The sequence below is a fragment of the Rathayibacter sp. Leaf185 genome (assembly GCF_001423885.1).
Lineage (GTDB): Bacteria > Actinomycetota > Actinomycetes > Actinomycetales > Microbacteriaceae > Rathayibacter.
Map to the genome: position 1 here is coordinate 313,438 of NZ_LMPP01000003.1, position 23,385 is coordinate 336,822.

A 23,385-nucleotide genomic window follows, 5' to 3' on the forward strand; every position below is an offset into this window, starting at 1 on the left:
GGTGTCTGCGGTTCCTGATTCGATGCCCGTATGGATCAATCAGGTGGGACCGGGACTGCGGAGGCGCAGCTCGGCGCGGTCGGGTCGCTGACCGAGCTCGCGGCGCTCGCCGGGTTCTCGTCGGCGCAGATGCTGTTCACGCGGGCCACGGCGCTGCACCTCGCTCGTCGCGCGGCCCTCACGATCCCGGACGCGTTCGCGCGCGGCGGCCGCCTCACGCGCAGCGAGTCGCGAGAGCTGGTCGAGAGATCGATCCGTGCCGAGCTCGCGGTCGGACAGGGCATGACGGAGCGGATGGTCCGGCGGAACCTCGAGCTGGCGCAGCTGCTCTTCGACGACCTGCCGCTCACGCGGACGGCGCTCGCCGAGGGACGGTTGCTGTGGGAGGCGGTCGAGGCGATCTGCGACGTCGCAGCCACCCTTCCGGCCACGATCCGTGGTGAGCTCGACGAGCGCGCGATCGACGTCGCGCTGACGAAGAATCCGACGCAACTGCGGACGGCATTGGCGCGGCTGCGGGACGAGCTGCACGACGACCCGCTGGCCGCGCGGCACGCCCGCGCCCGGCAGGACCGCAGCGTCTGGGTGACTCCGAGGATCGACGGGATGGCGACGCTGTCCGCACTGCTGCCGGCCACCACCGCGATGGGCGCCTACGACCGCATCGACCGCATCGCCCGGACACTCCGCAACGGCGACGGCTCGAGCTCTGATGACGAGCGCACGCTCGCGCAACTGCGAGCCGATACCTTCGCCGACCTGCTCTGCGACGGCGACATCGCGGGGACCGCACCGACCGCCGACGAGGGGGACGCACCTCCGACGTTCGTACCGGGAGTGCGCGCCGAGGTGCGGCTGACGCTCGCCGCGAGCACCGCCTCCGGAGCCGACGACGCTCCGGCAGACCTCGACGGGTACGGCCTGATTGCCGCCTCGACGGCCCGCGAGCTGGTCGGGGTCGGCGCCTCGTTCACCCGCGTCCTGACCGACCCCGAGACCGGGATGGTGGCCTCCGTGGGTCGCACCCACCGCGTGCCGCCGCCTCAAATGCGCCTCCACCTGCAACTGCGCGACCAGACCTGCCGCTTTCCGGGCTGCGCGCGACCCGCCTCCACCAGCGAGGCCGACCACACGATCGAGTGGCGCAACGGCGGCGAGACTTCGCTCGAGAATCTCGCCTCGCTCTGCACGAGCCATCATCACGTCCGGCACGGCGACCGCTGGACCTACCGGCTCCATCCGGACGGCACCGCCGAGTGGACCACGCCGACGGGCCGCCGCGTCACCACCCGGCCACCCGAGCTGCCGAGACGACCACCGGGGCCGCGCCCGCGACCACGCTCGGACGACGCGCCGCCGCACTTCTGACACTCGGCGCGCCCTCGGCGAGCCCTCGGCGAGCCCGAGCCATCGGCTCGCCCGCCGGGATTTTTGGAGAGGGACCAGTGCGTCACCTCACTGCAGCCGTGCCGCGCGTTCCGCCGCCCCGTGCTCGTGCGGGCGGACACCGGCGCGGTCGTAGGTCGCGCCCTGCGGGCCGCTCCCGGTCCAGCTCCACTGGGCCACGGAGGGGATGTCCTCGCCGTGCGCGCGGGTGTACGCGCGGGCCTCGAGGCGAGCGTCCTGCATCCGCTGGCGGAAGCCCGCCTCGCGCGCGGCCAGTCCGGGGACGCGATCGAGCACGTCGAGGACGAGCCGGTAGCGGTCGAGGTCGTTCAGCATGACCATGTCGAACGGAGTGGTGGTGGTCCCCTCCTCGATGAAGCCGCGCACGTGCAGGTTCGCGTGCCCGCGCCGGCGGTAGGTGAGCCGGTGGATCAGCCACGGATAGCCGTGGTAAGCGAAGATCACCGGCTTGTCGGTGGTGAAGACGGCGTCGTAGTCGGCGTCGCTCAGCCCGTGGGGATGCTCGCCCTCGCTCTGCAGGCGCATCAGGTCGACGACGTTCACGACCCGCACCTTCAGCGTCGGCACCTCGGCGCGCAGGAGAGCAGCAGCGGCGAGGACCTCGAGTGTCGGGACGTCGCCGGCGCAGGCCAGGACGACATCGGGCTCCTCCCCGGCGATCTCGGAGCCGGCCCAGTCGAAGACGCCGAGACCGCGCGTGCAGTGCTCGATCGCCTGCGGCATCGAGAGCCAGTTCGCCTCCTGTTGCTTCCCGGCGACGACGACGTTGATGTAGTCGACCGAACGGAGGCAGTGATCATAGGTCGAGAGGAGTGTGTTTGCGTCGAACGGCAGATAGACCCGCACGATGCCGGACTTCTTGTTCATCACGTGGTCGATGAAGCCCGGGTCCTGGTGCGAGGTGCCGTTGTGGTCCTGCCGCCAGACGTGTGAGCTGAGCAGATAGTTCAGCGACGAGACGGGCCGGCGCCAGGCGATCGCGCGCGAGGACTTCAGCCACTTGGCGTGCTGGTTGACCATCGAGTCGACGATGTGGACGAAGGCCTCGTAGGAGTTGATGAGCCCGTGGCGGCCGGTGAGCAGGTAGCCCTCGAGCCAGCCCTGGCACTGGTGCTCGCTCAGCATCTCGACGACGCGGCCGGAGCGGGCGAGGTGATTGTCGAAGTCCGCGACGCGCACCTCGGCGTCCCACTGCTTGTCGGTGACCTCGAACACGGCCTGCAGCCGGTTCGACGCGGTCTCGTCGGGCCCGAAGATGCGGAAGTCGTGCGGGTTGGCGACGATGACGTCACGCAGCCACGTGCCGAGGACGGTCGTCGCCGAGCTGGTCGTCGCTCCGGGCGAGGGCACGTCGACGGCGTAGTCGCGGAAGTCGGGCAGGTGCAGGGGCGTCCGCAGCAGTCCGCCGTTGGCGACCGGGTTGGCGCTCATGCGGCGCTCCCCCGCCGGGGCGAGCGCCGTGACGAGAGCCACCGGAGCGCCGGCCTCGTCGAAGAGCTCCTCGGGCCGGTACGAGCGCATCCACTGCTCGAGAACCGCGATGTGCTCAGGTCGCTCGCGGACGTTCGCCAGCGGCACCTGGTGCGAGCGCCAGCTGTCCTCGGCAGGCAGCCCGTCGATGACCGCGGGGCAGGTCCAGCCCTTCGGGGTGCGGAGGATGATCATCGGCCACGCGGGCCGGCCGTCCAGGCGCCCCGACAGCGCGTCGGCCTTGATCACGGCGATCTGGTTCAGCGCCAGGTCCATCGCGGTGGCGAGGCGGCGGTGGACGGCGCGCGGATCCTCGCCGTCGAAGCCCCCGGAGACGAGGTAGGGCGTGTGACCGTAGCCGCGCATCAGCTGCTCGAGCTCACGCTCGGGGATGCGGGCGAGGACGGTCGGGTTGGCGATCTTGTACCCGTTGAGGTGCAGGATCGGCAGGACCACTCCGTCGTGCAGCGGATCGATGAACTTGTTCGAGTGCCAGCTCGTCGCGAGCGGTCCGGTCTCGGCCTCGCCGTCGCCGACGACCGCCGCGACCAGCAGGTCGGGGTTGTCGAACACGGCGCCGTAGGCGTGCGAGAGCGAGTAGCCGAGCTCGCCGCCCTCGTGGATCGACCCGGGCGTCTCGGGGGCGACGTGGCTCGGGATTCCGCCGGGGAACGAGAACTGCCGGAACAGCTTCCGCATGCCGTCGACGCTGCGATCGATGTCGTCGTAGACCTCGCTGTAGGTGCCGTCGAGGTAGGTGTTCGCGACCATGCCCGGCCCGCCGTGTCCCGGTCCGGTGACGAAGATCGCGTTCAGATCGCGGTCGCGGATCACCCTGTTGAGGTGGGCGTAGACGAAGTTGAGCCCCGGGGTCGTCCCCCAGTGACCCAGGAGGCGCGGCTTGATGTGCGCCGGGGCGAGCGGTTCGCGCAGGAGCGGGTTGTCGAGCAGGTAGATCTGCCCGATCGAGAGGTAGTTCGCGGCCCGCCACCAGGCGTCGAGCTCGTCGAGCGACGGGTCGGAGAGGGGCTCCGACGCACGAGAAGGCCACGTGATCGCGGGCAGGTCGAGAACGCTCATGCCGGCACCGCCAGATCGCGTGCGAGGCTGCTGATCGACCGGGTCGCCTCCGGATGCGCGACCACGATGAGGGGGACGTCGAGGTTCAGGATCAGGTCGCGGCTGACGGACCCGAGCAGGAGGCGGCGCCATCCCGTGAGTCCGCGGGTGCCGATCACGATCGTCGACGCCCCGATCGCGGAGAGCGCGTGGGCCGGGTCGCCGCCGACCAGGTGGGCCACGATGTGCACGCCGGAGCCGCTCGTCAGGGCGAGCTGCTCCGCGGAGTGCAGGATCGCGCGGTGATCGGCTTCGAGCGAGCGGATGAACTCGCCGTCGAGGAGGAAGGTGCTGTCGTAGAGGGCCGGCTCGGTCCACGCGTGCACGAGGTGCAGGGTCTCGCGGCGGCGCGAGGCCTCGGCGACCGCGACCACGATCGCCGCGTTCGACGACACAGATCCGTCCACTCCGACCGCGACTCCGGTCAGAGCCGTGTCGACGGTGTGCGGGACGATCGCGATCGGGCCTCGGGCGAGAGCCGGCAGGTGGGCGCCGACAGAGAGACCGAAGCGGAGGCGGGAGCCCTCGCGGTCCTGGGTGCCGACGACCAGGAGGGTGTCGGGATCCGTCAGGCCGGCGAGGGTGTGCAGCACGAAGCCGCGCACGACGCGGCCGTGCACGGCGACGCCGCTGGTGCTACCGACCTGCTCGATCATGCGGGCGACGGCACGCTTGTCGACCGCGACCGACTCCGCGGCGGCCTCCGAGCCGGGGATGACGGCGGACTCGTCGGCGATCACGACCACCTCGATGCTGCCGGAGGTCTGGCGGGCCAGCGCCCACTCGACCGCGGACCGGGAAGGCTCGTCGCCGCCCCAGGCGACGACGGTCCGAGTGGGAGGCTGCGGCAGCGTCGCAGGCTTCGGGGCGACCGGCTTCGGCTTCGCCGAGCGGCTCTTCCGGCCGATGATCACGGTGGGGACGCCGAGGTTCACCAGGAGGTCGTGACCGACGGAGCCGATCAGCATCCGCTCGAGGCCGGAGACGCCTCCGTCGCCGACGACGAGCAGCGCACGACCGGGAGCGGCCTCGAGGAGCGACCGGGCGGCGACTCCGTCGACCTCGTAGCCCTCCACGGTGAGCCCCGGGTGCAGCCTTCGCGCCTCGGCGACGGCATCGGCGAGGAGCTCCGCGTGCTGCGTCGCCACCTCCTGGAAGAGGACGCCCGGCGGGACGCGGTCGTTCCAGAGGTAGGGCGTGCGCCAGGCGTGCAGCACATGGAGCGTCTGCCGGGCGCGCGCGGCCCAGCCGGCCGCGAACTCGAGGGCGGCGCGTGCGTCGTCGGAGTCGTCGACCCCGACGAGTACGCCGGTCCCGTCGCTCGGAGCGTCCTCGGTGATGATCGCGACGGGCCCGGTCGCCTTCGCGGTGAGGCGGGCGCCGACGCTCCAGCCACCGCGCAGCGGGAGGAGGGCACGCCGACGGTCGCCGACGACGAGCAGAGTTCCGGGGCCGGAGAGGCGTGCCAGTTGCTCGACGGGGTGACCGGTGAGCACGCGGGTGTCCACGACGGCGCCCGGGTGCGCCCGCTCCGCGTCGGCGGCAGCGGTCTCGACCGAGACGGCTCCGTCCGCGCGAGGGTCAGCGCTGAAGTCGCTCCCACTGAACCGGTCGAGACCGTCGACGACCTCGACGAGGAGGAGCGGCTGAGCCTTCTGCGACTGGGCGTTCTGCGCCAGGGCCCACGAGAGAGCGCGTCGCGCCGAAGCGGACCCGTCCCATCCGACGACGAGCTGTGCATTCATCAGGCATCCTCTGCTGGCAGCCGGATCCGGCTCCCTCGAGGGTCGCCCGCGGCGACGGGCGCGGACAGGGCCGAAGGTCCCGGGGTCAGGCGGTGCCGTGCACGGGGAGCTCCACGTCGAGCCGGCGCAGGATCGCGCACATCTCGTCGAGCAGCACGGCCTGGTTGCGATTGATGTCGAGCAGCACCTCGATGTCGGCCCTCGCGGTGAGGTCGGTGTCGAAGTCGTGCTGCGAGAGGGCCGCGGCGATCCCGTCCTGCCGCTTCGCCGCGATGAGCAGGATCGCGCCCTGCAGCCCGGCGAGCATGCTCAGGAACAGGTTCAGCAGGATGAACGGATAGGCGTCCCATCCGCTCGAGAACGAGTTGATCGCCGCCCACACGAGCATGAAGGCGATGAAGCCGAAGACGAACCGCCAGCTGCCCATCGAGTTGCGGAGCACATCGGCCGCACGCTCGCCGAAGGTCAGCGACCGGCTGTGCTGCTGGTGCCAGGTGAAGTGGAGGGGCGTGCGATGCGGGCTCGTCATCGGGCGAGCGTACGTCGGCGCGGGACCGCGGCGGTGGTTCGAGCGATACGGGACCAACGGCCCTGGCCCGGGGGGCAGGGCGCGCGCACTGTGGAGGCGACGGCCCTCGCCGCCCCTCACCGGAAGGCACCGCCGTGCGCGCACTCGTCGTCTACGAGACCCAGTTCGGCAACACCCGCTTCATCGCCGAGGCGATCGGGCGCGGTCTGGCCGAGACGCTCGAGGTCGAGGTGGTCAGCGTCCACGCGGCGCGGCGGCTCGAGGGCGTGGACCTCCTCGTCGTCGGTGGACCGACCCACGTGCACGGCATCTCGTCCGCCCGCACCCGCGCCGAGGCGCAGAAGTGGGCGGCGAACGCGCGTCGCGGTCTGCGTCTCGACAGCGAAGCGGGCGGCCTGGGAGTCCGCGAGTGGCTGGACGCCCTGCCGCCGTTCACCGCGATGGCCGCGTCGTTCGACACCCGCACCGACATCCCCCGCATCCTCACCGGCGCCGCGTCCGATCACATCGATCAGCGCCTGGCCGGTCACGGACTGCGCTCCATCACCGCCCCGATGAGCTTCCTCGTCGACACGGGCAGCAACCTGGAGCACACCGAACTCGACCGGGCCCGCGCCTGGGGATCGCTCCTCGGGTACACCGCGCGCGCCACCGCCGCGGTCGACGCGCTCGCCGTTCACTGACCCGCCGACCTCGAAGGAGACCGCCATGACCACACTCGTCGCCTGGGCCGGCACCACCGCCGCCCTCACCGCACTCGACTGGGCGATCACCCGCGAGTACCTGCTCGACCATCACGTCATCCTCTGCCACGTCGCCGCCCCGGCCGACGAGCGCGCCATCTCGAAGGCCGCACTCGACGAGCTCGCCGCGACGCTGCAGCAGGACCGCGCAGGCATCCGCTTCAGCGCGGAGCTGCTGCACGGCGACCCGGTCGAGCAGCTCGAGCGCCGCTGCCGCCAGGACGGCACGCTCCTCGTCGTCGGAACGGACACCCGCAATGAGCACTCCGGGCGATTCGAGAACTCCCTCGGGATGAGGATCACCCAGCGCGGCGAGATCGCGGTGGTCATCGTCCCGATCGACGCCCGGCACGGTGCGGCGCAGGTCGTGGTCGGTGTCAACGGATCCTCCGCGTCGCTCGCTGCGCTCGAGTTCGCCGCGGCCGAAGCCGACCGCCGCCGCGAGACCCTCCTCGTGGTCCGCAGCTGGCACCTCCCGGCCGTCGAGGAGGACTCGGCCGACAGGCCCGCCGGCCGGGTCGCCCACGAGCTCGAGGATCACCGCCTCAGGGTCCTCGACGCGGTCGCTCCGGTCCGCGAGCAGTTCCCCCGCCTTCGAGTGGAGTTGCGCTTCGCGCACGGAGACACGGTGCAGGGACTCCTCGCCTCGGCGAGCGACGCCGGTCTCCTCGTCCTCGGGACGGACGCCTCGGCTCTGCGCCGAGCGGGCGAGCGCATCGGGCACGCACTGGTGCTGACGACCCACACCGCGCTCGCGGTGATCCCCCCTCACCCGATCCGTCCGCTCCTCGCGGCGGCATCGCCCGGCCGGAGCGTCGACCAGTGAAGCTCTCGTCGGACGTCCTGTTCGTCACCCGGCTCGAGGGCCCCTCACCCTGGTGACCGGCGCGCTACTCCGGGACCGCGGGCCCCTTGCGGTGGTGATCGAAGACGATGCTGGTGCGCGTCGAGGCGACAGCCGGGTGCGCCGACAGGTTCGAGACGACGAAGTCGCGCACGTCGTTCGAGTCGCGGACGGCGACGTGGATGATGAAGTCCTCGGAGCCGCCCAGGAAGAACAGCTGCACGACCTCGGGCAGGGCGCGGACCTCGTCGGCGAAGCGGGTGATCGCCTGCCGCTGGCCGACGCGGATGCCGACGCTGATCAGCGCCTGCAGGGTGAGTCCGAGGGCGGCCGGGTCGAGCTCGGCGGTGAAGCCGGTGATGATCCCGCGGTCGACCAGGGAGCGCACGCGCGAGACGCACGTCGACGGGGCGATGCCTGCCTGCTCGGCGAGACGGCTGTTGGGCGTGCGCGCGTCGGCGCGGAGCAGGCGCACCAGCGTGCGGTCGACCGTGTCGAGGTCGCCGAGGTCGTGCAGATCCTTCGCTCTCACGTGCGTCTCCTGCTCCTCATCCGACGATCCTGCGGAAGAAGGCGCAGGATCCACCGATCCTGCGGAATGTCATGCGCCGGAAACACGATCTTCGCACGATAGGGGCAGTGCCGGCGCAGGATCGGCGACGAACGGCGGATCGCGAGATCGACCACCGCAGGGCGGGTCGCGAAGACAAGGAGGCGTCATGCGCATCGGCATCCCCACCGAGATCAAGAACAACGAGAACCGGGTCGCCGCGACACCGGCCGGCGTGCACGAGCTGGTCCGTGGCGGACACGAGGTGCTCGTGCAGTCGGGCGCGGGCGTGGGCTCCCGCCTGTCGGACGAGGACTTCGCCACCGCCGGCGCGCGGATCGCGGCCGACGCCGACGAGGTCTGGGCCGAGGCCGACCTGATCCTGAAGGTCAAGGAGCCGATCGAGGCCGAGTACCCGCGCATGCGCTCGGGCCAGGTGCTCTTCACCTACCTGCACCTCGCCGCCTCTCGCCCCTGCACGGAGGCGCTGCTCGCCGCGGGCACCACCGCGATCGCCTACGAGACGGTCCAGCTGCCCAACCGCCAGCTCCCCCTCCTCTCCCCCATGAGCGAGGTCGCCGGGCGTCTCTCGATCACCGTCGGCGCCTACCACCTCATGCGCGCGGCGGGCGGCCGCGGCACCCTGCTCGGAGGTGTGCCCGGCACTCCCAAGGCGAAGGTCGTCGTGATCGGCGGAGGCGTCGCGGGCGAGCACGCCGCAGCGAACGCGCTCGGGATGGGCGCCGACGTGACGATCGTCGACCTCTCGATCCCCCGCCTCCGCGAGCTCGAGAACCGCTTCGACGGCCGGATCCAGACCCGCGCCTCCTCGACCTACGAGATCGCCGCGCAGATGGCGGAGGCCGACCTCGTGATCGGCTCGGTGCTCATCCCCGGTGCGAAGGCGCCCAAGCTCGTCACCGACGAGATGGTCGCGACGATGAAGGCCGGCTCGGTGCTCGTCGACATCGCGATCGACCAGGGCGGCTGCTTCGAGGGCTCGCGCCCGACCACGCACGACGACCCGGTCTTCGCCGTGCACGACAGCGTCTACTACTGCGTCGCGAACATGCCCGGTGCGGTGCCCGAGACCTCGACGCGCGCTCTCACCAATGCGACGCTGCCCTACGTGGTGGCGCTCGCGGACCGCGGCTGGAAGGCCGCGCTCGCGGCAGACCCCGCGCTCGCGAAGGGGCTGAGCACGCACGACGGGCAGGTCGTCAACGCGGCCGTCGCGGAGGCGTTCGGGATGCCGGTCGCCGACCTCGGAGCACTGCTCTCGTAGGCCCGCCAGCCGGACCGATCAGCTCAGGCCGAGAGCGTCGATGATCTCGGCGATCTCGTCGTCGGGCGCCCGGCCGACGTCGACGGTGAGGTGGCGCTCGTCAGCGCCCAGCGGCTCCAGCGCCTCGAACTGGGAGTCGAGGAGCGCCGGGGGCATGAAGTGGTCCAGGCGGGAGGCGAGGCGACCCGCCACAGTGGCGCGCGACCCGGCGAGGTGCACGAAGACCAGGTCCTCGCGACGGAGGACGTCTCGATAGCGGCGGCGCAGTGCCGAGCAGGTGACCACGACCGAGGCGCCGGAGCGGATCCGCTGGTCGACCTCGTCGGCGAGCGCGGCGAGCCACGGAGCGCGATCGTCGTCGGTCAGCGGGATGCCGGCCGCCATCTTCTCGACATTGGCGAGCGGATGCACGTCGTCACCCTCGAGGAAGCTCCAGCCGAGTCGGCCGGCGAGGAGCGCGGCGACCGTCGACTTGCCGCTTCCGGAGACACCCATCACGACGACGGCGCGGACGGGGACGGCGGACTGGTCGATCATCGGCGCTCCGGGTTCAGCTGGATCAGGTGGGACGTATCGGGGGTGCGCCTCCACTATGACGGATCCACCGCGCGCCGCCCGCCGCCCTCCACTCGCCGCCCGCCACCGTGCGAGTTGCCGATCGGGCGACGGAAGCGCACAGTGGAGGAATGGTCGAGGGATACTCCTCCGCGCAGGTGCGGGCCGCCGAGGCGCCTCATCTGGCGCGGCGCGAGCCGCTGATGCAGAGGGCGGCGCGTGGCCTCGCGCGCGAGCTGCGGGCGGCGCTCGCGGCCCGGCCCGCACGCCGCGGTGCAGGCAGCCTCCTGGTGCTGGTGGGCCCGGGCAACAACGGCGGCGACGCTCTGTACGCGGCCGCCGAGATGGCCGCCTCCGGGAGCGATGTGACGCTGGTGATGACCGGCGAGCGGGCACACCCGCGCGGGCTGGCCGTCGCTCTCGACGAGGGCTGCGGCACGGTCAGCGCCGGCGACGCGAACGCCCTCGCGGCGGCGGTCGCCCGGGCCGACGTCGTCGTCGACGGGATCCTCGGCATCGGCACGGCGGCTCCCGCTCTGCGTGGCCGGGCGCGGGAGGTGGTCGCCGTGGTCATGGATTTCGTCGCCCGACGCGAGTCGCCGCCGACCGTCGTCGCCGTCGACCTGCCGAGCGGGATCGGCCCCGACGACGGCTCCGTGCCCGATCCGACCGTCCTGCGCGCGGATACCACCGTCACGTTCGGCGCGATCAAGGCGGGGCTGCTGCTGCCGCCCGGCGCGTCCTATGCGGGGCGGATCCGGCTGGTCGATCTCGGGCTCGGACCCGATCTGGCGGACGTCGAACCGCTCGTCACGCTCTGACGCTCAGTGCCGCGCCCCGTCAGGCGCCGCGGGCGAGCAGGCCCGACTTCTCGGGGTGCTGCTCGAACCACTGCCCGACATACCAGCACATCGGCACCACGGAACGCCCGCCCGAGGACTCGATGTCGTCGACCGCGAAGGCGACCAGCTCGCCCGCGAGCCCTCGACCGCGGAACGGCGGCGAGGTGAACGAGCGGACGAGCGACACGCTCTCGTCGTTCTCCCGGAAATCGAGGACGCCCACCAGCGCCCCGTCGAGATGCAGCTCGTAGCGCGACGCGTCGTCCGCCCGGCGGAACTCCTTGGCCATACCCCCAGCGTAGAACCGCGCCGGCTCAGCTGGGCCCGGGGCGTCAGACTCCGTCGAGCAGATCGCCGTCGACGTAGTACCAGCGGCCGTCCTCCCGGAGGAACCGGCTGCGCTCGTGCACGAGGCCGGCACCCTCCGCGGACCGGTAGGACGCGCGGAACTCGACCAGACCCTCGTCGTCGTCCTCGCCTCCGAACGCGGTGTCGACGATCTGCAGTCGCCGCCAGCGCACGTCGTCGGCGAGGTCGACCCGGGGCGGCCGGGTCGAGGGGTGCCAGCTCGCGAGGAGGTAGGGGGCGCTGCCGAGCACGTTGGCGCTGTAGCGGCTGCGCATCAGGCGCTCCGCGGTCGGCGACGGAGTCTCGCCGAGGTGCGCGGGGCGGCAGCAGTCGGCGTAGTGGCTGCGGCTTCCGCAGGGGCAGGCGTCGGCGGGGTGCATCCGGTCAGTGTGGCAGGAGTCACTGCGGCGGGCGCGCGGCCCGCAGCAGGGCCACGGTGAGCAGCTCCCCCGTGGGCCCGGCGCCCACCGCGTGCACCGAGAAGCGGACGGGTCCGTCGCGTCCGGGCTCCGGCTCGATCGCGAAGTCGAGCTCGACGACTCCGTCGCTCTCGCGACGACCGACCGGCTCGCCGAGCGGGCGGTCGTCGATCCGGAACTCGTGCTCGCCGGCCGCACTCCGCAGCCGCACCCGGAGGATCGCGGCGAGCTGCTCGGGATCGGTCAGCGTGTAGCCGAACCAGCCGTCGGGCCCCTGCGCGCTCCGCCAGTGCCCCCCACCTGAGCCGCCGGCGCGGGAGGCGTGCCCGGCGAACGCGTGGTCGGACTCGGGCTGCTGCTCCCCCGCGGCGACGGAGTCGATCACGGCAGCGTCGTCCGCGGCGATCCGGTCGACCTCGGCGAGCTCGGCCCGGCGTACCGCCGCCTCCGTCCCGGTCGGCCAGTAGACCGTGTAGCGGGCGTCGTGGATCCGCGCGAACGGCTCGAGGAGCACCGGACCGGAGTCGGTCTCGAGGGTCGCGGTCAGCGCGCGGCGGTCGAGCACGGAGACCGCGTCGAGCGGATCCGCCGCCGTCACGATCGGAGTCGCGGCGAGGTCGCGGAGGGGGCCCGCCGCGACGTGCCCCATCCGCTCGCCGCCCGCGCGCAGTCCGTCGAGATCGTCGGAGTCGGCGCGCGCAGCGAGGACGATCGGGCCGATCGAGAAGGCCGACCACGCGGATGCGTCGGGCAGCGCCTCCGCTCGCAGCCCGAGACCGAGACGGACGCGGATCTCGTGCCGACCGGGAGCGAGGGGCGCCGTGGTGACGAAGCCGATCTCCGCCTCCTCGACCGGGAGGCTCACCTCGAACGACTCGGCCCAGGAGGGACGCCGCAGCCGGACGCGGCCCGCGCGCTCGAGCTCGACCGTGACGAGCACCTCGTCGGAGGCGGGGAAGCCGGTCTCGATCCGCGCCCGGACGCCGTGCTCGGCGGAGTCGAGGGCCGAGGGGAGGTAGAGGCCGATCACCAGATCGTCGCCGTCGTGCGCGTAGGCCGACTCGCCGTAGCGTGCGTGGTTCTCGAGCCCCGAGCCGACGCAGCACCACATCGACTCCTGCGCGCTGGAGTAGACGCGGTAGTGGGCGGGCCGCAGCGACGTGAAGTACACGAAGCCGCCATCGGGATGCTGTGTCGAGAGGATGTGGTTGTAGAGCGCCCGCTCGATGTAGTCGAGGTAGCGCGCGTCTCCGCTCTGCTCGAAGAGGCTGCCGCTCAGCTCGATCATGTTGGAGGTGTTGCAGCTCTCGGGCCCCTCGCGGTCGGTCACCATCGGCGCGAAGTCGGCGGCGCGGTGGAAGTGCTCACGCACGCTGTTGCCGCCGATCGCCACCGTGCGCCCGCGCGTCACGGTCTCCCAGAAGAAGCGCGCGGCCGGCAGCAGCTCGCCGGCGAGACGGGCGTAGCCGATCACCTTCGGGATCTGGGTGTTCGCGTGGAGTCCGTCGAGCTCGTCGCGCCCGGCGAGCAGGGGGTCCAGCAGCGCGCGATGCGAGAAGCGGAGTGCCTCGGCGCGGTAGGCGGCGGCGCACGACGGGTCCTCGACCGCGTCGGCGAGCTCGGCGAGCGCGTCGTTCATGCCGCCGAACTCGGCGTGCAGCATCGCCTCGAAGGCGGCGTCGTCGAGCCCGGCGGAGGCGCCGAGCCACCAGTCCGCGAGGCGCACGGCCATCGCGAGCGCCCGCTCCGAGCCTCCGTGCCGCGCCGCGTCGAGCAGCCCGGCGAGCGTCTTGTGCAGGTTGTAGAGCGGCACCCAGCGCTCGTTGAGGCTGAAGAGGTCGGCGTCGACCTCGCCGCGCGAGAGCTCCTCCCCCAGCGCCCGCCCACCGGGGATGCCGCCGAGATAGCCGGTGCCGACCGCGTTCTGGGCGCGCTCGAACCCGTCGAGGAGGCGCTCCATCCGCTCGCGTGCCACCGGGTCGCCCGTCGCGGCCAGCATCAGTGCGGTGGCCGAGAGCGCGTGGCCCGCGATGTGGCCGTCGAGGCCTCCCGACTCCCAGTTGCCGTAGCCCTCGGCCGTCGGCAGTCCCGCCTCGCGGAGGAACGGCGCGAGTAGCCGGTCGGGGTCGAGCTCGAGCAGGTAGCGCAGCCCCGTCGCCTGCGCGTCGGCGAACTCGCCCGGGAGCAGGCGGACGGAGTCGAGCGGGAAGCGGCGGAGCATGCGGGGTGAGACCTTTCAGCCCTTGACGGCGCCCGCGACGAGCCCGCGGACGTAGTACTTCTGGATGGCGGCGTAGAGCAGGAGGCAGGGCAGCATCAGCAGCACGGCGCCGGCGATGACGTAGCCGAAGTCGGTCTGACCGAAGGCTCCGGACGAGATGTTCTGGATCGCGACGGGCAGCGTGAAGAGCTCCTGCCGGGTGAGGAAGGTCAGCGCGCCGAGGAAGTCGCTCCATGCACCGAGGAACGCGAAGAGGAACACCGTCGCGACGCCCGGCACGATCATCGGCCGGAGCACCGAGAACAGGATGCGGAACGGCCCCGCCCCGTCGATGCGGGCCGCCTCCGAGACCTCCCTCGGGATCTGCGCGAACGAGTTGCGCATCAGGAACACCCCGAACGGCAGGTTGAAGGTCAGGTAGAACAGGATGATGCCCAGGTGCGTGTCGGTGAGTCCGAGAGCGTTCATCTCGAGGAACAGCGGCGTCAGCACCGCCTGGAACGGCACCATCATCGTCAGCAGGATGAGCCCGAAGGCGACGTTCGAGCCGCGGAACGGGAACAGGACGAGCGCGTAGGCCGCGAACGTGGTCACCACGACGCTGAGCACCGCCGTGCCGAGGGCGATGATCAGCGAGTTGACGACGTAGGTACCCGCGCCGATCGAGCCGAGCAGCCCGATGTAGTTGTCGAGAGTCAGGTTCGCGAACGACTGCTCGGCGGCGGGCGCGGTGATCTGGGCGCCCGGCTGGAACGAGCGGAGGATCGACCAGGCGACCGGGGCGACGAACGCCACCGAGACGACGACTCCGAGGACGACGTAGAGGGCGGTGCGCACGCGCTGGGCGGGCGTCGTGGGGCGGCGGGGCGCCGCGGTGAGGGTGGTGGTCACGGTTCTCTCCTTCGAGACGCGGCGCGGTCAGTCGTCCCGCATGACGCGGAACTGGATCAGGGTGAGGACGGCGGCGATCACGACGACCACGAACGAGAGCGCGGTGGCGTAGCCGACCTGCAGATCGCCGAACGCCTTGTTGTAGACGTAGAGCATCACGGTCAGCGTCCCGGTGCCGGGGCCGCCGCCGGTGATGATGTAGAACTGCGTGAACGACAGGATCGCGCCGACGAAGCCGAGCACGCTCAGGAGCCCGAGGTAGCGCTTCACGAGCGGGACCGTCACCAGGAACTCCTGCTTCCACCGCCCCGCGCCGTCGATCGCGGCCGACTCGTAGAGGGCCTCGTCGATGCCCTGCATGCCCGACATCAGGATGATCATCGTGAAGCCGGAGCCGACGTAGGCGCCGAGCAGGACGATCAGAGTCGTCGCGCTGGTCGCGTCGAGAAGCCAGGCGGTCGGCTCGCTCGTGATGCCGAGGGTCGTCAGCACCTGATCGAGCGCGCCGCTGTCGGGGCGGAACTCGAGCAGCGCCACGAAGCTCAGCGAGGTGATGCCGATCACGTACGGCACGAAGACCGCGGTCCGGATGATCCCGGCGCCCCGGCGGTTGGAGCGGACCAGGACCGCGAGCAGGTACCCCACGACGATGCCGAGGACGGTCGAGACGACCGCGAAGCCGAGCGTGTAGAGCACCGAGGCCCAGAACGTGGTGTCGGCGAAGGCGGTCGCGTAGTTGTCGGCCCCCACGAAGTCGACGGAGCCGACCAGCGGCCAGTTCGTGACCGAGATCACGATCGCGAAGATCAGCGGCACGACGACGAAGACGACGACGAGGACCAGCGCGGGCAGGATCATCAGGAGACCGGTGCGGGCGTCCTTCGAGCCGAGTCGTCCCCGGCGCGGGGTGGAAGGGCGCAGGGCGGCGGATCGGAGTGCGGTGGCGCTCATGCCTGATTCACCTCGAGGACGCGGGCCGTCTCCTCCTGGCCGCGGTCGAGGACCGCGGTGAGGTCCTCGTCGCCGAAGACCGCTCCGCGGAACATCGCGAGCCACGGGGACTGCACGGTGTTGGTGAGCTGGGTGTACAGGGTGGTGGGAGCGGCGAAGCCCTCGTTCATCCGCTCCATCCCCGGCACCATCAGCGGGAAGCGCTCGGGGAAGTCGGTGTCGAGGACGTCGCTGCGGACGGGGTACCAGCCGAGGGCGGCGAGCTCGGACTGCTGCTCGAGCTCGGTGACGAACCGCATGAAGTCCCAGGCGGCCTCGGGGTTGCGGGCCCCGCGCGGGATCGAGAGCACGGCGCCTCCCGAGAACTGCGAGACGCCCCCATCGGGGCCGGGGAACGCGCTGACGCCGAGATCGGCGAGGAACTCCGGCGTCGCACCGCCCACGATGAGGTCGTAGGAGCCGGGGAAGAGGCCGACGGTGCCGTCGAGGAAGTCCTTGCCCCATGCGGCACCGCTGTCGGCCGAGGCGCCCGGCTGGGCGAGCCCCTCCTGCTCGAACGTACGGTAGAGCTCGAGAGTGCGGCGCAGGGCGTCGTTGCCGGTCACGGTCGCACGCTGGCGGCCGACCTCGCCGTCGTAGAACGGACTGTCATCGGCCCAGAAGTGCGGCTGGATCACGTAGCCGAGGATGCCCGCGGAGTTGCCGGTGAAGGTGACCCCCGAGACACCGTCGAGGCGCTGCAGGGCTCGGGCGTGGGCCAGGTACTCATCGAAGTCCACGGGTCCCCGCTCGGGGTCGAGACCCGCCTGCTCGTAGAGCGACTTGCTCCAGAAGAGCTGCGACACGTTCGACAGCGCGGGCAGCCCGTACTTCCTACCGCCGTAGGAGGCGACGTCGACGAGCGGCTGGTTCAGCTGCGCCGCGTAGGGCAGGGCGTCGATCAGCGGAGTGAGGTCGGTGAGCGCCTCGCGGGAGCTGAAGACGGGGGTCGTGACCGAGTCGGGAGCGACGACATCCGGCACCGCGTCGGCGCGGATCGCCGTGGCCAGCTTCGTGACCATCTGCCCCTCGGGCAGCACGGTCAGCTCGACCCGCACCGCGCTCTGGGCGGCGTGGTACTTCTCGACGATCAGCTGAGCGGGCGCGAACGCGACGCTGCGGCACCAGAAGCGGATGACGCCCGTCGGATTCGCGGCGAAGGACGCGGAGGACACGTCGGCCTCGGGGAGCACGGCGGAGCAGCCGGCGAGCCCGAGGACGCTCGCGAGGCCGGCACCGCCCAGGGCGAGTGCGCGACGCCGCGAGACGTCGGGGAGGAGCAGAGGAGAGTGCATCGTCGATCCCTCATCGGTCGGTGGTGCGGAGTGGTCGGATTCAGGTGGAGTCGCGGACGATCAGCTGGCAGGGGTGGGCGTCGATGCCCGGTCGGGCGCGGCCCTCGATGGCCTCGAGGGCGCGGGCACCCGCGGCGCGGCCGAGCTCCTCGAGGTTCATGTCGATGGTGGTGAGGGCCGGGCGCGCATTGAGCGCCGCCGCGGCCCAGTTGTCGAAGCCGACGATCGAGACGTCGTGCGGCACGACGACGCCGGCCTCGCGGAGTCCGTCCGAGACTCCGCGGGCGATCTCGTCGCTGCCGCAGAGCACAGCGTCGATCGGCTCGACGCGCTGGCGCAGCATCTGCGCCGCCTGACGGCCCCAGGTCTCGGTCCAGGTGCCGTAGAGCGAGCGGTCGCCGACCAGGCGCAGGCCGAACGAGGGCGCGTGCTCCTGCACGGCCTCGGCGCGGATCCGGGCGGAGTAGTCGAGGCGGGGGCCGGCCACGTAGGCGACGTCGCGTCGGCCGAGCGCGGCGACGTGCTCGAGGGCGAGGAGGATGCCCTGCGTCTGGTCGACGACGACGGACATGTCGGCGGGGTCGTCGGAGGAGCCCATCACGTAGACGATCGGCACACTGCTGGCGGGCAGTGCAGGACGCGGACCGGTGAGGTTGGTCATGATGACGATCGCGTCGACTCCGCGGGCCGCGAGGATCTCGACGCAGTGCCGCTCGCGCACGCGGTCGCCGCGGGAGTTGCTGAGCAGCACCGAGGCCTGCTCGGCGGGGAACGCGTCCTCGAGCCCCCACATCACGGGGATGCTGAAGCGGCCGATGTCGTCGGAGGTGACGAGGCCGATCGTGAGCAGACGCTGCTCGGTCGGCGGGCCGTGCGCGGCGGTGGGCAGCGCGAAGCCGAGTTCTCGGGCGGCGGCGAGGATGCGGTCGCGGGTGTCCTCGCGGAGCTGCCCGCGGTTGTTGAGCGCCTTCGAGACGGTACCGACCGAGACGCCGGTCGCGCTGGCGACGTCGCTGAGCGTGACGCGGCGGGCGGGGAAGCTCACGGGTGGCGTCCTCTCGTCTTCGAGTCCGGCGGGTCGGAGGTGATCCCCGCGGTGCGCCCCACGGTAGCTTGCGGCAATTTGCCGCGTCAAGGAAAGGTTTGCCGGATGTTGCGGAGGCGCCGGGTACTCCTTGCCAGGAGGTGTGCATCGCCTCCGCGTCGGGGCGAGCGTGTTGCGATGCGGGCCGGATCTCGGCATCGTGGCCCGCTCATCGACCCCCGACGGAAGGAACGACCCGATGCTCACTCTCACCGACAGCGCCAGCACGATCGTCACGACCATCACGAGCCAGACCGATACCCCCGCCGAGGGCGGGCTCCGCATCAGCGGCGACGACCTCGACGCCCGCAACTTCGCCGTCGCCGTCGCGGCGGCGCCCGAGACGACCGATGCCGTCGTCGAGCAGGGCGGCGCGCGCGTGTTCCTCGACGTGGCCGCCTCCGTCGCCCTCGAGGACAAGGTGCTCGACGCACAGGTCGACGACTCGGGCGCGGTGAGCTTCGGCGTCACTCCGCAGAGCTGACACCCGGACGACGACCGAGGCCGCTCTCCCACGAGGGGAGGGCGGCCTCGGTGTTCCCGACCGGGTCAGCTCAGGACAGCACGTCGCGCGTGGTGAAGCGGCCGATCGCGAGCGATCCGAAGACGAGCACGTACGCCAGCTGCAGGAGCGCGTTCTCGCCGAGCGAGCCCCACGCGATCGGGTCGCGGAGCAGATCGGCGAAGTCGAACCAGCGGTCGGTGAACAGGAACGGGTGCAGCGCGTCGAGCTGCGAGAGCGAGCCGACGATCTGCGCGGCGATCGACACGACGACCGTCGCGGCCATCGCTCCGACGGGCACGTCGGTGAGGGTCGAGATGAAGAGGCCGATCGCGGCGAGGCCGACCAGTGACAGCGCCGCGTAGACCGCGATCGCCAGCGCCCGGGCGATCGCGTCGCCGAGGGGCACGGTGCTGCCGGACAGCAGGGTGACCGGGCCGGCCGGAAACAGGGCGAGACCGATCAGGATGCCCACCACCATCACGGTCAGCGCCGCGGCGAGGCAGAACGCGACCGACGCCGCGAACTTGACCGCGAGCAGCCGCGTCCGGCCCACGGGGGTGACGAGCAGGTAGCGGAGCGTGCCGAGCGACGCCTCCCCCGCGATCGCGTCGCCCGCGACGACGCCGATCGTCAGCGGCAGGAACAGCGGCACCGCGACCGTGATCGCCGCGAAGCCGACGAAGAGCCCGTTGCCGGCGATCGCGCCGACGAAGGAGGGCCCGCCCCCCTCGCTGCCCGACAGGCGGACCGCGACGGCGAGCAGGATCGGGATCGCAGCGAGGGCCGCCAGCAGGGCCCAGGTGCGCCGGCGGCGGAAGAGCAGGGCGAGCTCGGAGGCGAGCAGCGCGCCGACACCCCCGCGGCGGCGGCTCACGTCAGCGTTCGACATCGAAGCCCTCCCCCGTCAGTTCGACGAAGCGCTCCTCGAGCGAGGGCCTGCGGACCGCGAAGCCGCGGACGCGGACCTTTGCGGCGACGAGCGCTGCGACGAGCGCCTCCGGTGCCGTGCCCGCGGGAAGCGCGGCGACGACCAGCGGTGGATCGGTGGGATGGGCGGCCGGCGAGACCCGCGGCGCGAGTCCGCGGGCGGCGAGCTCGCCCAGTGCCCGCTCGGGGTCGGGGGTGAGCAGCTCGACCGACGCCGCGTCGCCGCGCAGCTCGTCGAGTCCGCCCTGCGCGACGAGACGGCCCGTGCGCATCACCGCGGCGTGGGTGCAGAGCTGCTCGATCTCGGCCAGCAGGTGGCTCGAGACGAGCACGGTGGTGCCGTCCTCGTTGAGTCCGCGGACCAGCGAGCGGACCTCGCGGGTGCCCTGCGGGTCGAGTCCGTTGGTCGGCTCGTCGAGCACGATCAGATCGCGGGGCGAGAGCAGGGCGACGGCGATGCCGAGGCGCTGCTTCATGCCGAGCGAGTACGAGCCGACCTTCTTGCGGGCCGCGGCCGACAGCCCGACGCGAGCGAGCGCCTCGTCGGCGCGGGCGTCACGGGTGCGGGAGGAGGTGCCGGGCTCGGCCGCGTCGAAGCGTCGGAGGTTCGCGGCACCCGAGAGGAACGGGTAGAAGCCCGGGCCCTCGACCAGCGCGCCGACCCGAGGGAGGACGTCGGCGGCACGTCGGGGCATGGCCGAGCCGAGCACCGTGATGCTCCCCTCCGTCGGCGCAGCGAGGGCGAGCAGCATCCGGATGGTGGTCGTCTTGCCCGAGCCGTTGGGGCCGAGGAAGCCGAAGACGGCTCCGCGCGGAACCGCGAGATCGAGGCCCGACACCGCCTCCTGACGCCCGAAGCGCTTGGTGAGACCGCGGGTCTCGACCGCGAGCTCGCCCGGCGTCACCGCCCGGCAGCCGCGTCGAGCAGGGCGTCGGTCGGGACCGCTCCGGCGAGGACGCGGCCGTCGTCGGTGATCAGCACGCTCACCAGTGCCGAGGAGAGCACACGGCCGCCCGCGACCGGAGTGGTGACGGAGTCGAGCATCGACAGCGACTCGGCGTCGCCCGCGGGGAGCTCGACGACGGTACCCCAGCCGGTGCCGGTGGTCGTGACTCCGGAGTCGTCGGCGGAGGTGTCGGGTGCCGTGGCCTCGGGAGTGGTGGTGGCCTCGTGTGCCGGTGCCGTCTCCTCCGTCACCGTCGCGCCCTCGGGGGCCGTGAAGCGGAACATCGCGGCGTCGGGTGCGTCGAAGTCGATGCTCGAATAGGCGACGCTGAACGCCGGGGCGGTGCCGCCGACGGCCGTCACGGCGACGCCGAGCGGCAGGCCGGTCTCTCCGTCGACCGAGATGCTGACGGAGCCGACCAGGGTGCCGGAGTCGCGAGGGGTCAGCACGAGCTCGTAGGCGTCGCGGCCGGCGACGCTGACATCGGAGCCGACGGCGACGCGGGTGGTCGGGTCGATCGACGCCAGGATCTGCTCGGCGGCGCTCGACGGGGTCGGAACCTCGGCGGTGGGAGCCGGCTCGGGAGCGCTGCCGTCGCCCTCGGCGGGCAGGAGGTGGGTGGCCGTGTTCTCGGAGGAGTCGTAGACCCACACTCCGTCGCCCTTCGACGCGACGATGTCGCGCTCGGCGAGGCGGTCGAGGATCTGCAGGCGGGCCCCCTGCTCGGCGTCGACGAAGACGCGGGCCTGGTGCGAGCCGGTCGCCAGCTCGAGGAGCGCGTCGGTGGGCGACGCGGCATCGGATCCCGAGGAGGCGGGCGCGGAGGAGCCGCCGAGCGAGGAGAGGTCGGGGAGCCCGAGGTCGGAGGTCTGCTCGACCTCGCCCGAGAACGCGGTGACGTCGTTCTCGGCGACGAAGGCCAGCAGCTCGGACGCGGACTTCTCGGGGAGGTCGGCGGCAGCGCTCGCCGAGAGGGGAAGGGCGACCGCCGCGGCGACGACGACCAGGGGGACGGCGGCGAACGGGGTCCAGCGCTTCCAAGAGGTGCTCATACCCCGGGAGGGTACGCGCCGAACCGTCGAGACGGCTGCGAGTCGCACGATCCGGCTCGTCAGGAGACGCGCACGGCCGAGACCACCACGTTGTCGACGTAGTGCCCGTAGGAGTCGTCGAAGACGCCCCCGCAGGTGATCAGCCGCAGCTGGGCGGTCGGGGTCGGGCCGTAGACGTCCTCGGTCGGGAAGTCCTCCTTCGGCACGGTGACCGATCCGGTGACGGCGAAGGTGCGCGCACTGCCGTCCGAGAGGACCACGTCGACGGTGTCGCCGGGAGCGAGCTCGGAGAGGCGGAGGAACACGCCCGGTCCGATCCGCGAGTCGACGTGTCCCGCGATGACCGAGGGGCCGATGTCTCCGGGCACGACGCCGTCGCGGTACCAGCCGGCCTCGTCCACGAGCACGGGCGGCTGGATCCAGCCCGTCTCGTCGCGAGTCAGCGACTCGAGGGTCGAGTCGACGCCGAGCGCCGGGATGACCACGCGCTCGGGCACGAGGGCGGAGCGCGCGGGGGCGGAGGCGGCGACCGGGTCCTGCAGACGACCGGCGTCGGCGGGGCCGGGTGCCGCACTCGGGGTGACCGCGGCCGTCGTCTCCCGGGGCTCGACGGGCGCCTCGGCCACCGGTGCCGCGGAGCACCCCGCGAGGAGCAGGAGGGCGGCGGTCGCGACGACCGCGATCCGGCGCATCAGCCCGCGCGGCGGATGCTCGCCGCGCTCCGGCGCGAGAAGACGACGACCGCGGCCGCGATCAGGGCCAGGACGGAGCCGACGCCGAGGAGGCCCGGGACGACCTGCGAGTCGGCGGAGGAGACGTGGACGGCCGTGGCGCCGCCTCCGGTCTGGATGCCGCCCGTGGGCAGGTCGCCGACGGCGGCGGAGTCGAGCACCGGCGAGACGACGAGCCCGCCGGAGGCGTCGTCGAGCACGAACAGCGAGGCGACGGAGCCGGGCGCCAGGTCGAGGTCGGCCTTGGCCGTGGCCGAGGTGGTGCTGAGATCGAGGCTCCAGGGGCCCGCGGGGACGCTCTTGTACGGCGTGGCCGTGCCCTGCTGGGCATCGCTCGCGAGCACTGCTCCGGTGGTGGTCACGACGTTCACCTGCGAGGCGGTGGTCGAGGCCTGGATGACGCGCACCCGCGCCTGGCCGTCGGCCGGCGGAGTGAGGTCGTCGGTGAAGACGGTGGTGCTGAGCACGGCGTTCCGCCCGAGGGCGGCGACGGTCAGAGGGGTGCCGGCCGAGACGTCGACCGACTGCTCGATCACGGGGGCCGAGCCGTCGGGCGCATCGGAGGGGACCATCGACACGACGTAGGTGCCCGGCTGCAGGGTCCAGTAGGGCGAGACCGCCCCGTAGGCGACGTTGTCGAGCTCGAAGGCCGCTCCCCCGCCGGCAAGGGCGGTGAGCGTGACGTCGACCGACTTGGTGTCGGGCGACAGGTGCGCCACGCGCACCCAGCCCGTGCTGGGCGCCGCCTCCGCCGCCGACGCCGGCGCTGCCCCGAGCGCTGCCAGAGCAGCGGCCGCGACCAACCCGACCGCCATCCGCGGCAGACGTCGAGGCGTGCGGGCGGAGCGGGCGAGCGGGTGCATGGCGTGTCCTTCGGGTGGGTGGC

The 23,385-nt window shown here is 72.2% G+C and carries 23 protein-coding genes; 6 read left to right on the top strand and 17 right to left on the bottom strand.

Going from position 1 to position 23,385, the window contains the following annotated elements:
* Window positions 1–30 precede the first annotated feature (30 nt).
* Window positions 31–1,368, top strand: coding sequence for an HNH endonuclease signature motif containing protein (locus ASG06_RS13805; protein WP_056043233.1), 1,338 nt, complete (start codon window positions 31–33; stop codon window positions 1,366–1,368).
* Window positions 1,369–1,455: 87 nt separating this feature from the next.
* On the opposite strand, the gene ASG06_RS13810 is transcribed toward ASG06_RS13805, so the two are convergent.
* The 3 genes from ASG06_RS13810 to ASG06_RS13820 form a co-directional block, all read right to left on the bottom strand.
* A complete protein-coding gene (locus ASG06_RS13810; protein ID WP_056043238.1) occupies window positions 1,456–3,957 on the bottom strand; it encodes a phosphoketolase family protein in 2,502 nt (833 codons plus the stop codon).
* A complete protein-coding gene (locus ASG06_RS13815; protein WP_056043240.1) occupies window positions 3,954–5,741 on the bottom strand; it encodes a universal stress protein in 1,788 nt (595 codons plus the stop codon). Before ASG06_RS13815 ends, ASG06_RS13810 begins: the two co-directional genes overlap by 4 nt.
* An 85-nt stretch (window positions 5,742–5,826) precedes the next feature.
* Complete coding sequence (locus ASG06_RS13820; RefSeq protein WP_056043242.1) at window positions 5,827–6,270, bottom strand: DUF1003 domain-containing protein; 444 nt, start codon at window positions 6,268–6,270, stop codon at window positions 5,827–5,829.
* Between the two features lie 134 nt (window positions 6,271–6,404).
* Between ASG06_RS13820 and ASG06_RS13825 the strand changes: the two genes are divergently transcribed.
* Both ASG06_RS13825 and ASG06_RS13830 read left to right on the top strand, forming a co-directional pair.
* A complete protein-coding gene (locus tag ASG06_RS13825) occupies window positions 6,405–6,953 on the top strand; it encodes a flavodoxin domain-containing protein (protein ID WP_056043245.1) in 549 nt (182 codons plus the stop codon).
* Between the two features lie 25 nt (window positions 6,954–6,978).
* Window positions 6,979–7,839, top strand: a complete 861-nt coding sequence (locus ASG06_RS13830; protein ID WP_056043247.1) for a universal stress protein — start codon at window positions 6,979–6,981, stop codon at window positions 7,837–7,839.
* A gap of 64 nt (window positions 7,840–7,903) precedes the next feature.
* Here the strand turns inward: ASG06_RS13830 and ASG06_RS13835 are convergent, their stop codons facing one another.
* On the bottom strand, window positions 7,904–8,389 hold the full coding sequence (locus ASG06_RS13835; RefSeq protein ID WP_056043250.1) for an Lrp/AsnC family transcriptional regulator: 486 nt from the start codon (window positions 8,387–8,389) through the stop codon (window positions 7,904–7,906).
* A 187-nt stretch (window positions 8,390–8,576) separates the two neighbouring features.
* Between ASG06_RS13835 and ald the strand changes: the two genes are divergently transcribed.
* Window positions 8,577–9,692, top strand: a complete 1,116-nt coding sequence (ald, locus tag ASG06_RS13840; protein ID WP_056043253.1) for an alanine dehydrogenase — start codon at window positions 8,577–8,579, stop codon at window positions 9,690–9,692.
* An 18-nt stretch (window positions 9,693–9,710) separates the two neighbouring features.
* On the opposite strand, the gene ASG06_RS13845 is transcribed toward ald, so the two are convergent.
* Complete coding sequence (locus ASG06_RS13845; RefSeq protein WP_056043256.1) at window positions 9,711–10,229, bottom strand: gluconokinase; 519 nt, start codon at window positions 10,227–10,229, stop codon at window positions 9,711–9,713.
* A 149-nt stretch (window positions 10,230–10,378) separates the two neighbouring features.
* Between ASG06_RS13845 and ASG06_RS13850 the strand changes: the two genes are divergently transcribed.
* A complete protein-coding gene (locus ASG06_RS13850) occupies window positions 10,379–11,068 on the top strand; it encodes an NAD(P)H-hydrate epimerase (protein WP_056043259.1) in 690 nt (229 codons plus the stop codon).
* A 19-nt stretch (window positions 11,069–11,087) separates the two neighbouring features.
* Here ASG06_RS13850 and ASG06_RS13855 read toward each other — a convergent pair whose 3' ends face one another.
* The 7 genes from ASG06_RS13855 to ASG06_RS13885 are packed head-to-tail and all read right to left on the bottom strand — an operon-like array spanning window position 11,088 to window position 18,298.
* Entirely contained in the window at window positions 11,088–11,378 is a 291-nt protein-coding gene (locus ASG06_RS13855) for a GNAT family N-acetyltransferase (protein WP_056043264.1), read from the bottom strand.
* Between the two features lie 43 nt (window positions 11,379–11,421).
* Window positions 11,422–11,817, bottom strand: coding sequence for a YchJ family protein (locus ASG06_RS13860; RefSeq protein ID WP_056043267.1), 396 nt, complete (start codon window positions 11,815–11,817; stop codon window positions 11,422–11,424).
* A gap of 19 nt (window positions 11,818–11,836) precedes the next feature.
* A complete protein-coding gene (locus ASG06_RS13865) occupies window positions 11,837–14,077 on the bottom strand; it encodes a beta-L-arabinofuranosidase domain-containing protein (protein WP_056043270.1) in 2,241 nt (746 codons plus the stop codon).
* A 15-nt stretch (window positions 14,078–14,092) separates the two neighbouring features.
* Window positions 14,093–14,968, bottom strand: coding sequence for a carbohydrate ABC transporter permease (locus ASG06_RS13870; protein WP_056043273.1), 876 nt, complete (start codon window positions 14,966–14,968; stop codon window positions 14,093–14,095).
* A gap of 27 nt (window positions 14,969–14,995) precedes the next feature.
* Window positions 14,996–15,919, bottom strand: coding sequence for a carbohydrate ABC transporter permease (locus ASG06_RS13875; protein ID WP_056043275.1), 924 nt, complete (start codon window positions 15,917–15,919; stop codon window positions 14,996–14,998).
* The gene (locus tag ASG06_RS13880; RefSeq protein ID WP_056043279.1) at window positions 15,916–17,253 is read right to left on the bottom strand and encodes an ABC transporter substrate-binding protein; all 1,338 of its coding nucleotides are present in this window, start codon (window positions 17,251–17,253) and stop codon (window positions 15,916–15,918) included. The genes ASG06_RS13875 and ASG06_RS13880 overlap by 4 nt, the downstream gene beginning before the upstream one ends.
* A gap of 40 nt (window positions 17,254–17,293) precedes the next feature.
* The gene (locus ASG06_RS13885; protein ID WP_056043281.1) at window positions 17,294–18,298 is read right to left on the bottom strand and encodes a LacI family DNA-binding transcriptional regulator; all 1,005 of its coding nucleotides are present in this window, start codon (window positions 18,296–18,298) and stop codon (window positions 17,294–17,296) included.
* Between the two features lie 238 nt (window positions 18,299–18,536).
* On the opposite strand from ASG06_RS13885, the gene ASG06_RS13890 reads away from it, so the two are divergent.
* Window positions 18,537–18,821, top strand: coding sequence for a hypothetical protein (locus tag ASG06_RS13890; protein WP_056043284.1), 285 nt, complete (start codon window positions 18,537–18,539; stop codon window positions 18,819–18,821).
* Window positions 18,822–18,891: 70 nt separating this feature from the next.
* Here ASG06_RS13890 and ASG06_RS13895 read toward each other — a convergent pair whose 3' ends face one another.
* Genes ASG06_RS13895 through ASG06_RS13915 form a run of 5 tightly spaced genes read right to left on the bottom strand, consistent with a single transcriptional unit; the run spans window position 18,892 to window position 23,362 of the window.
* Window positions 18,892–19,731 carry an ABC transporter permease gene (locus ASG06_RS13895; RefSeq protein WP_056043287.1) on the bottom strand — a complete coding sequence of 280 codons (840 nt, stop codon included), beginning with the start codon at window positions 19,729–19,731 and terminating at the stop codon, window positions 18,892–18,894.
* A complete protein-coding gene (locus tag ASG06_RS13900; RefSeq protein ID WP_056043290.1) occupies window positions 19,718–20,674 on the bottom strand; it encodes an ABC transporter ATP-binding protein in 957 nt (318 codons plus the stop codon). Before ASG06_RS13900 ends, ASG06_RS13895 begins: the two co-directional genes overlap by 14 nt.
* On the bottom strand, window positions 20,671–21,768 hold the full coding sequence (locus ASG06_RS13905) for a LolA family protein (RefSeq protein ID WP_056043294.1): 1,098 nt from the start codon (window positions 21,766–21,768) through the stop codon (window positions 20,671–20,673). Before ASG06_RS13905 ends, ASG06_RS13900 begins: the two co-directional genes overlap by 4 nt.
* A gap of 59 nt (window positions 21,769–21,827) precedes the next feature.
* Window positions 21,828–22,460 (bottom strand): class F sortase, encoded by a 633-nt coding sequence (locus tag ASG06_RS13910; RefSeq protein ID WP_082499241.1) that lies wholly within the window; start codon window positions 22,458–22,460, stop codon window positions 21,828–21,830.
* Complete coding sequence (locus ASG06_RS13915; RefSeq protein WP_056074158.1) at window positions 22,460–23,362, bottom strand: DUF4397 domain-containing protein; 903 nt, start codon at window positions 23,360–23,362, stop codon at window positions 22,460–22,462. Before ASG06_RS13915 ends, ASG06_RS13910 begins: the two co-directional genes overlap by 1 nt.
* Window positions 23,363–23,385: the final 23 nt, after the last annotated feature.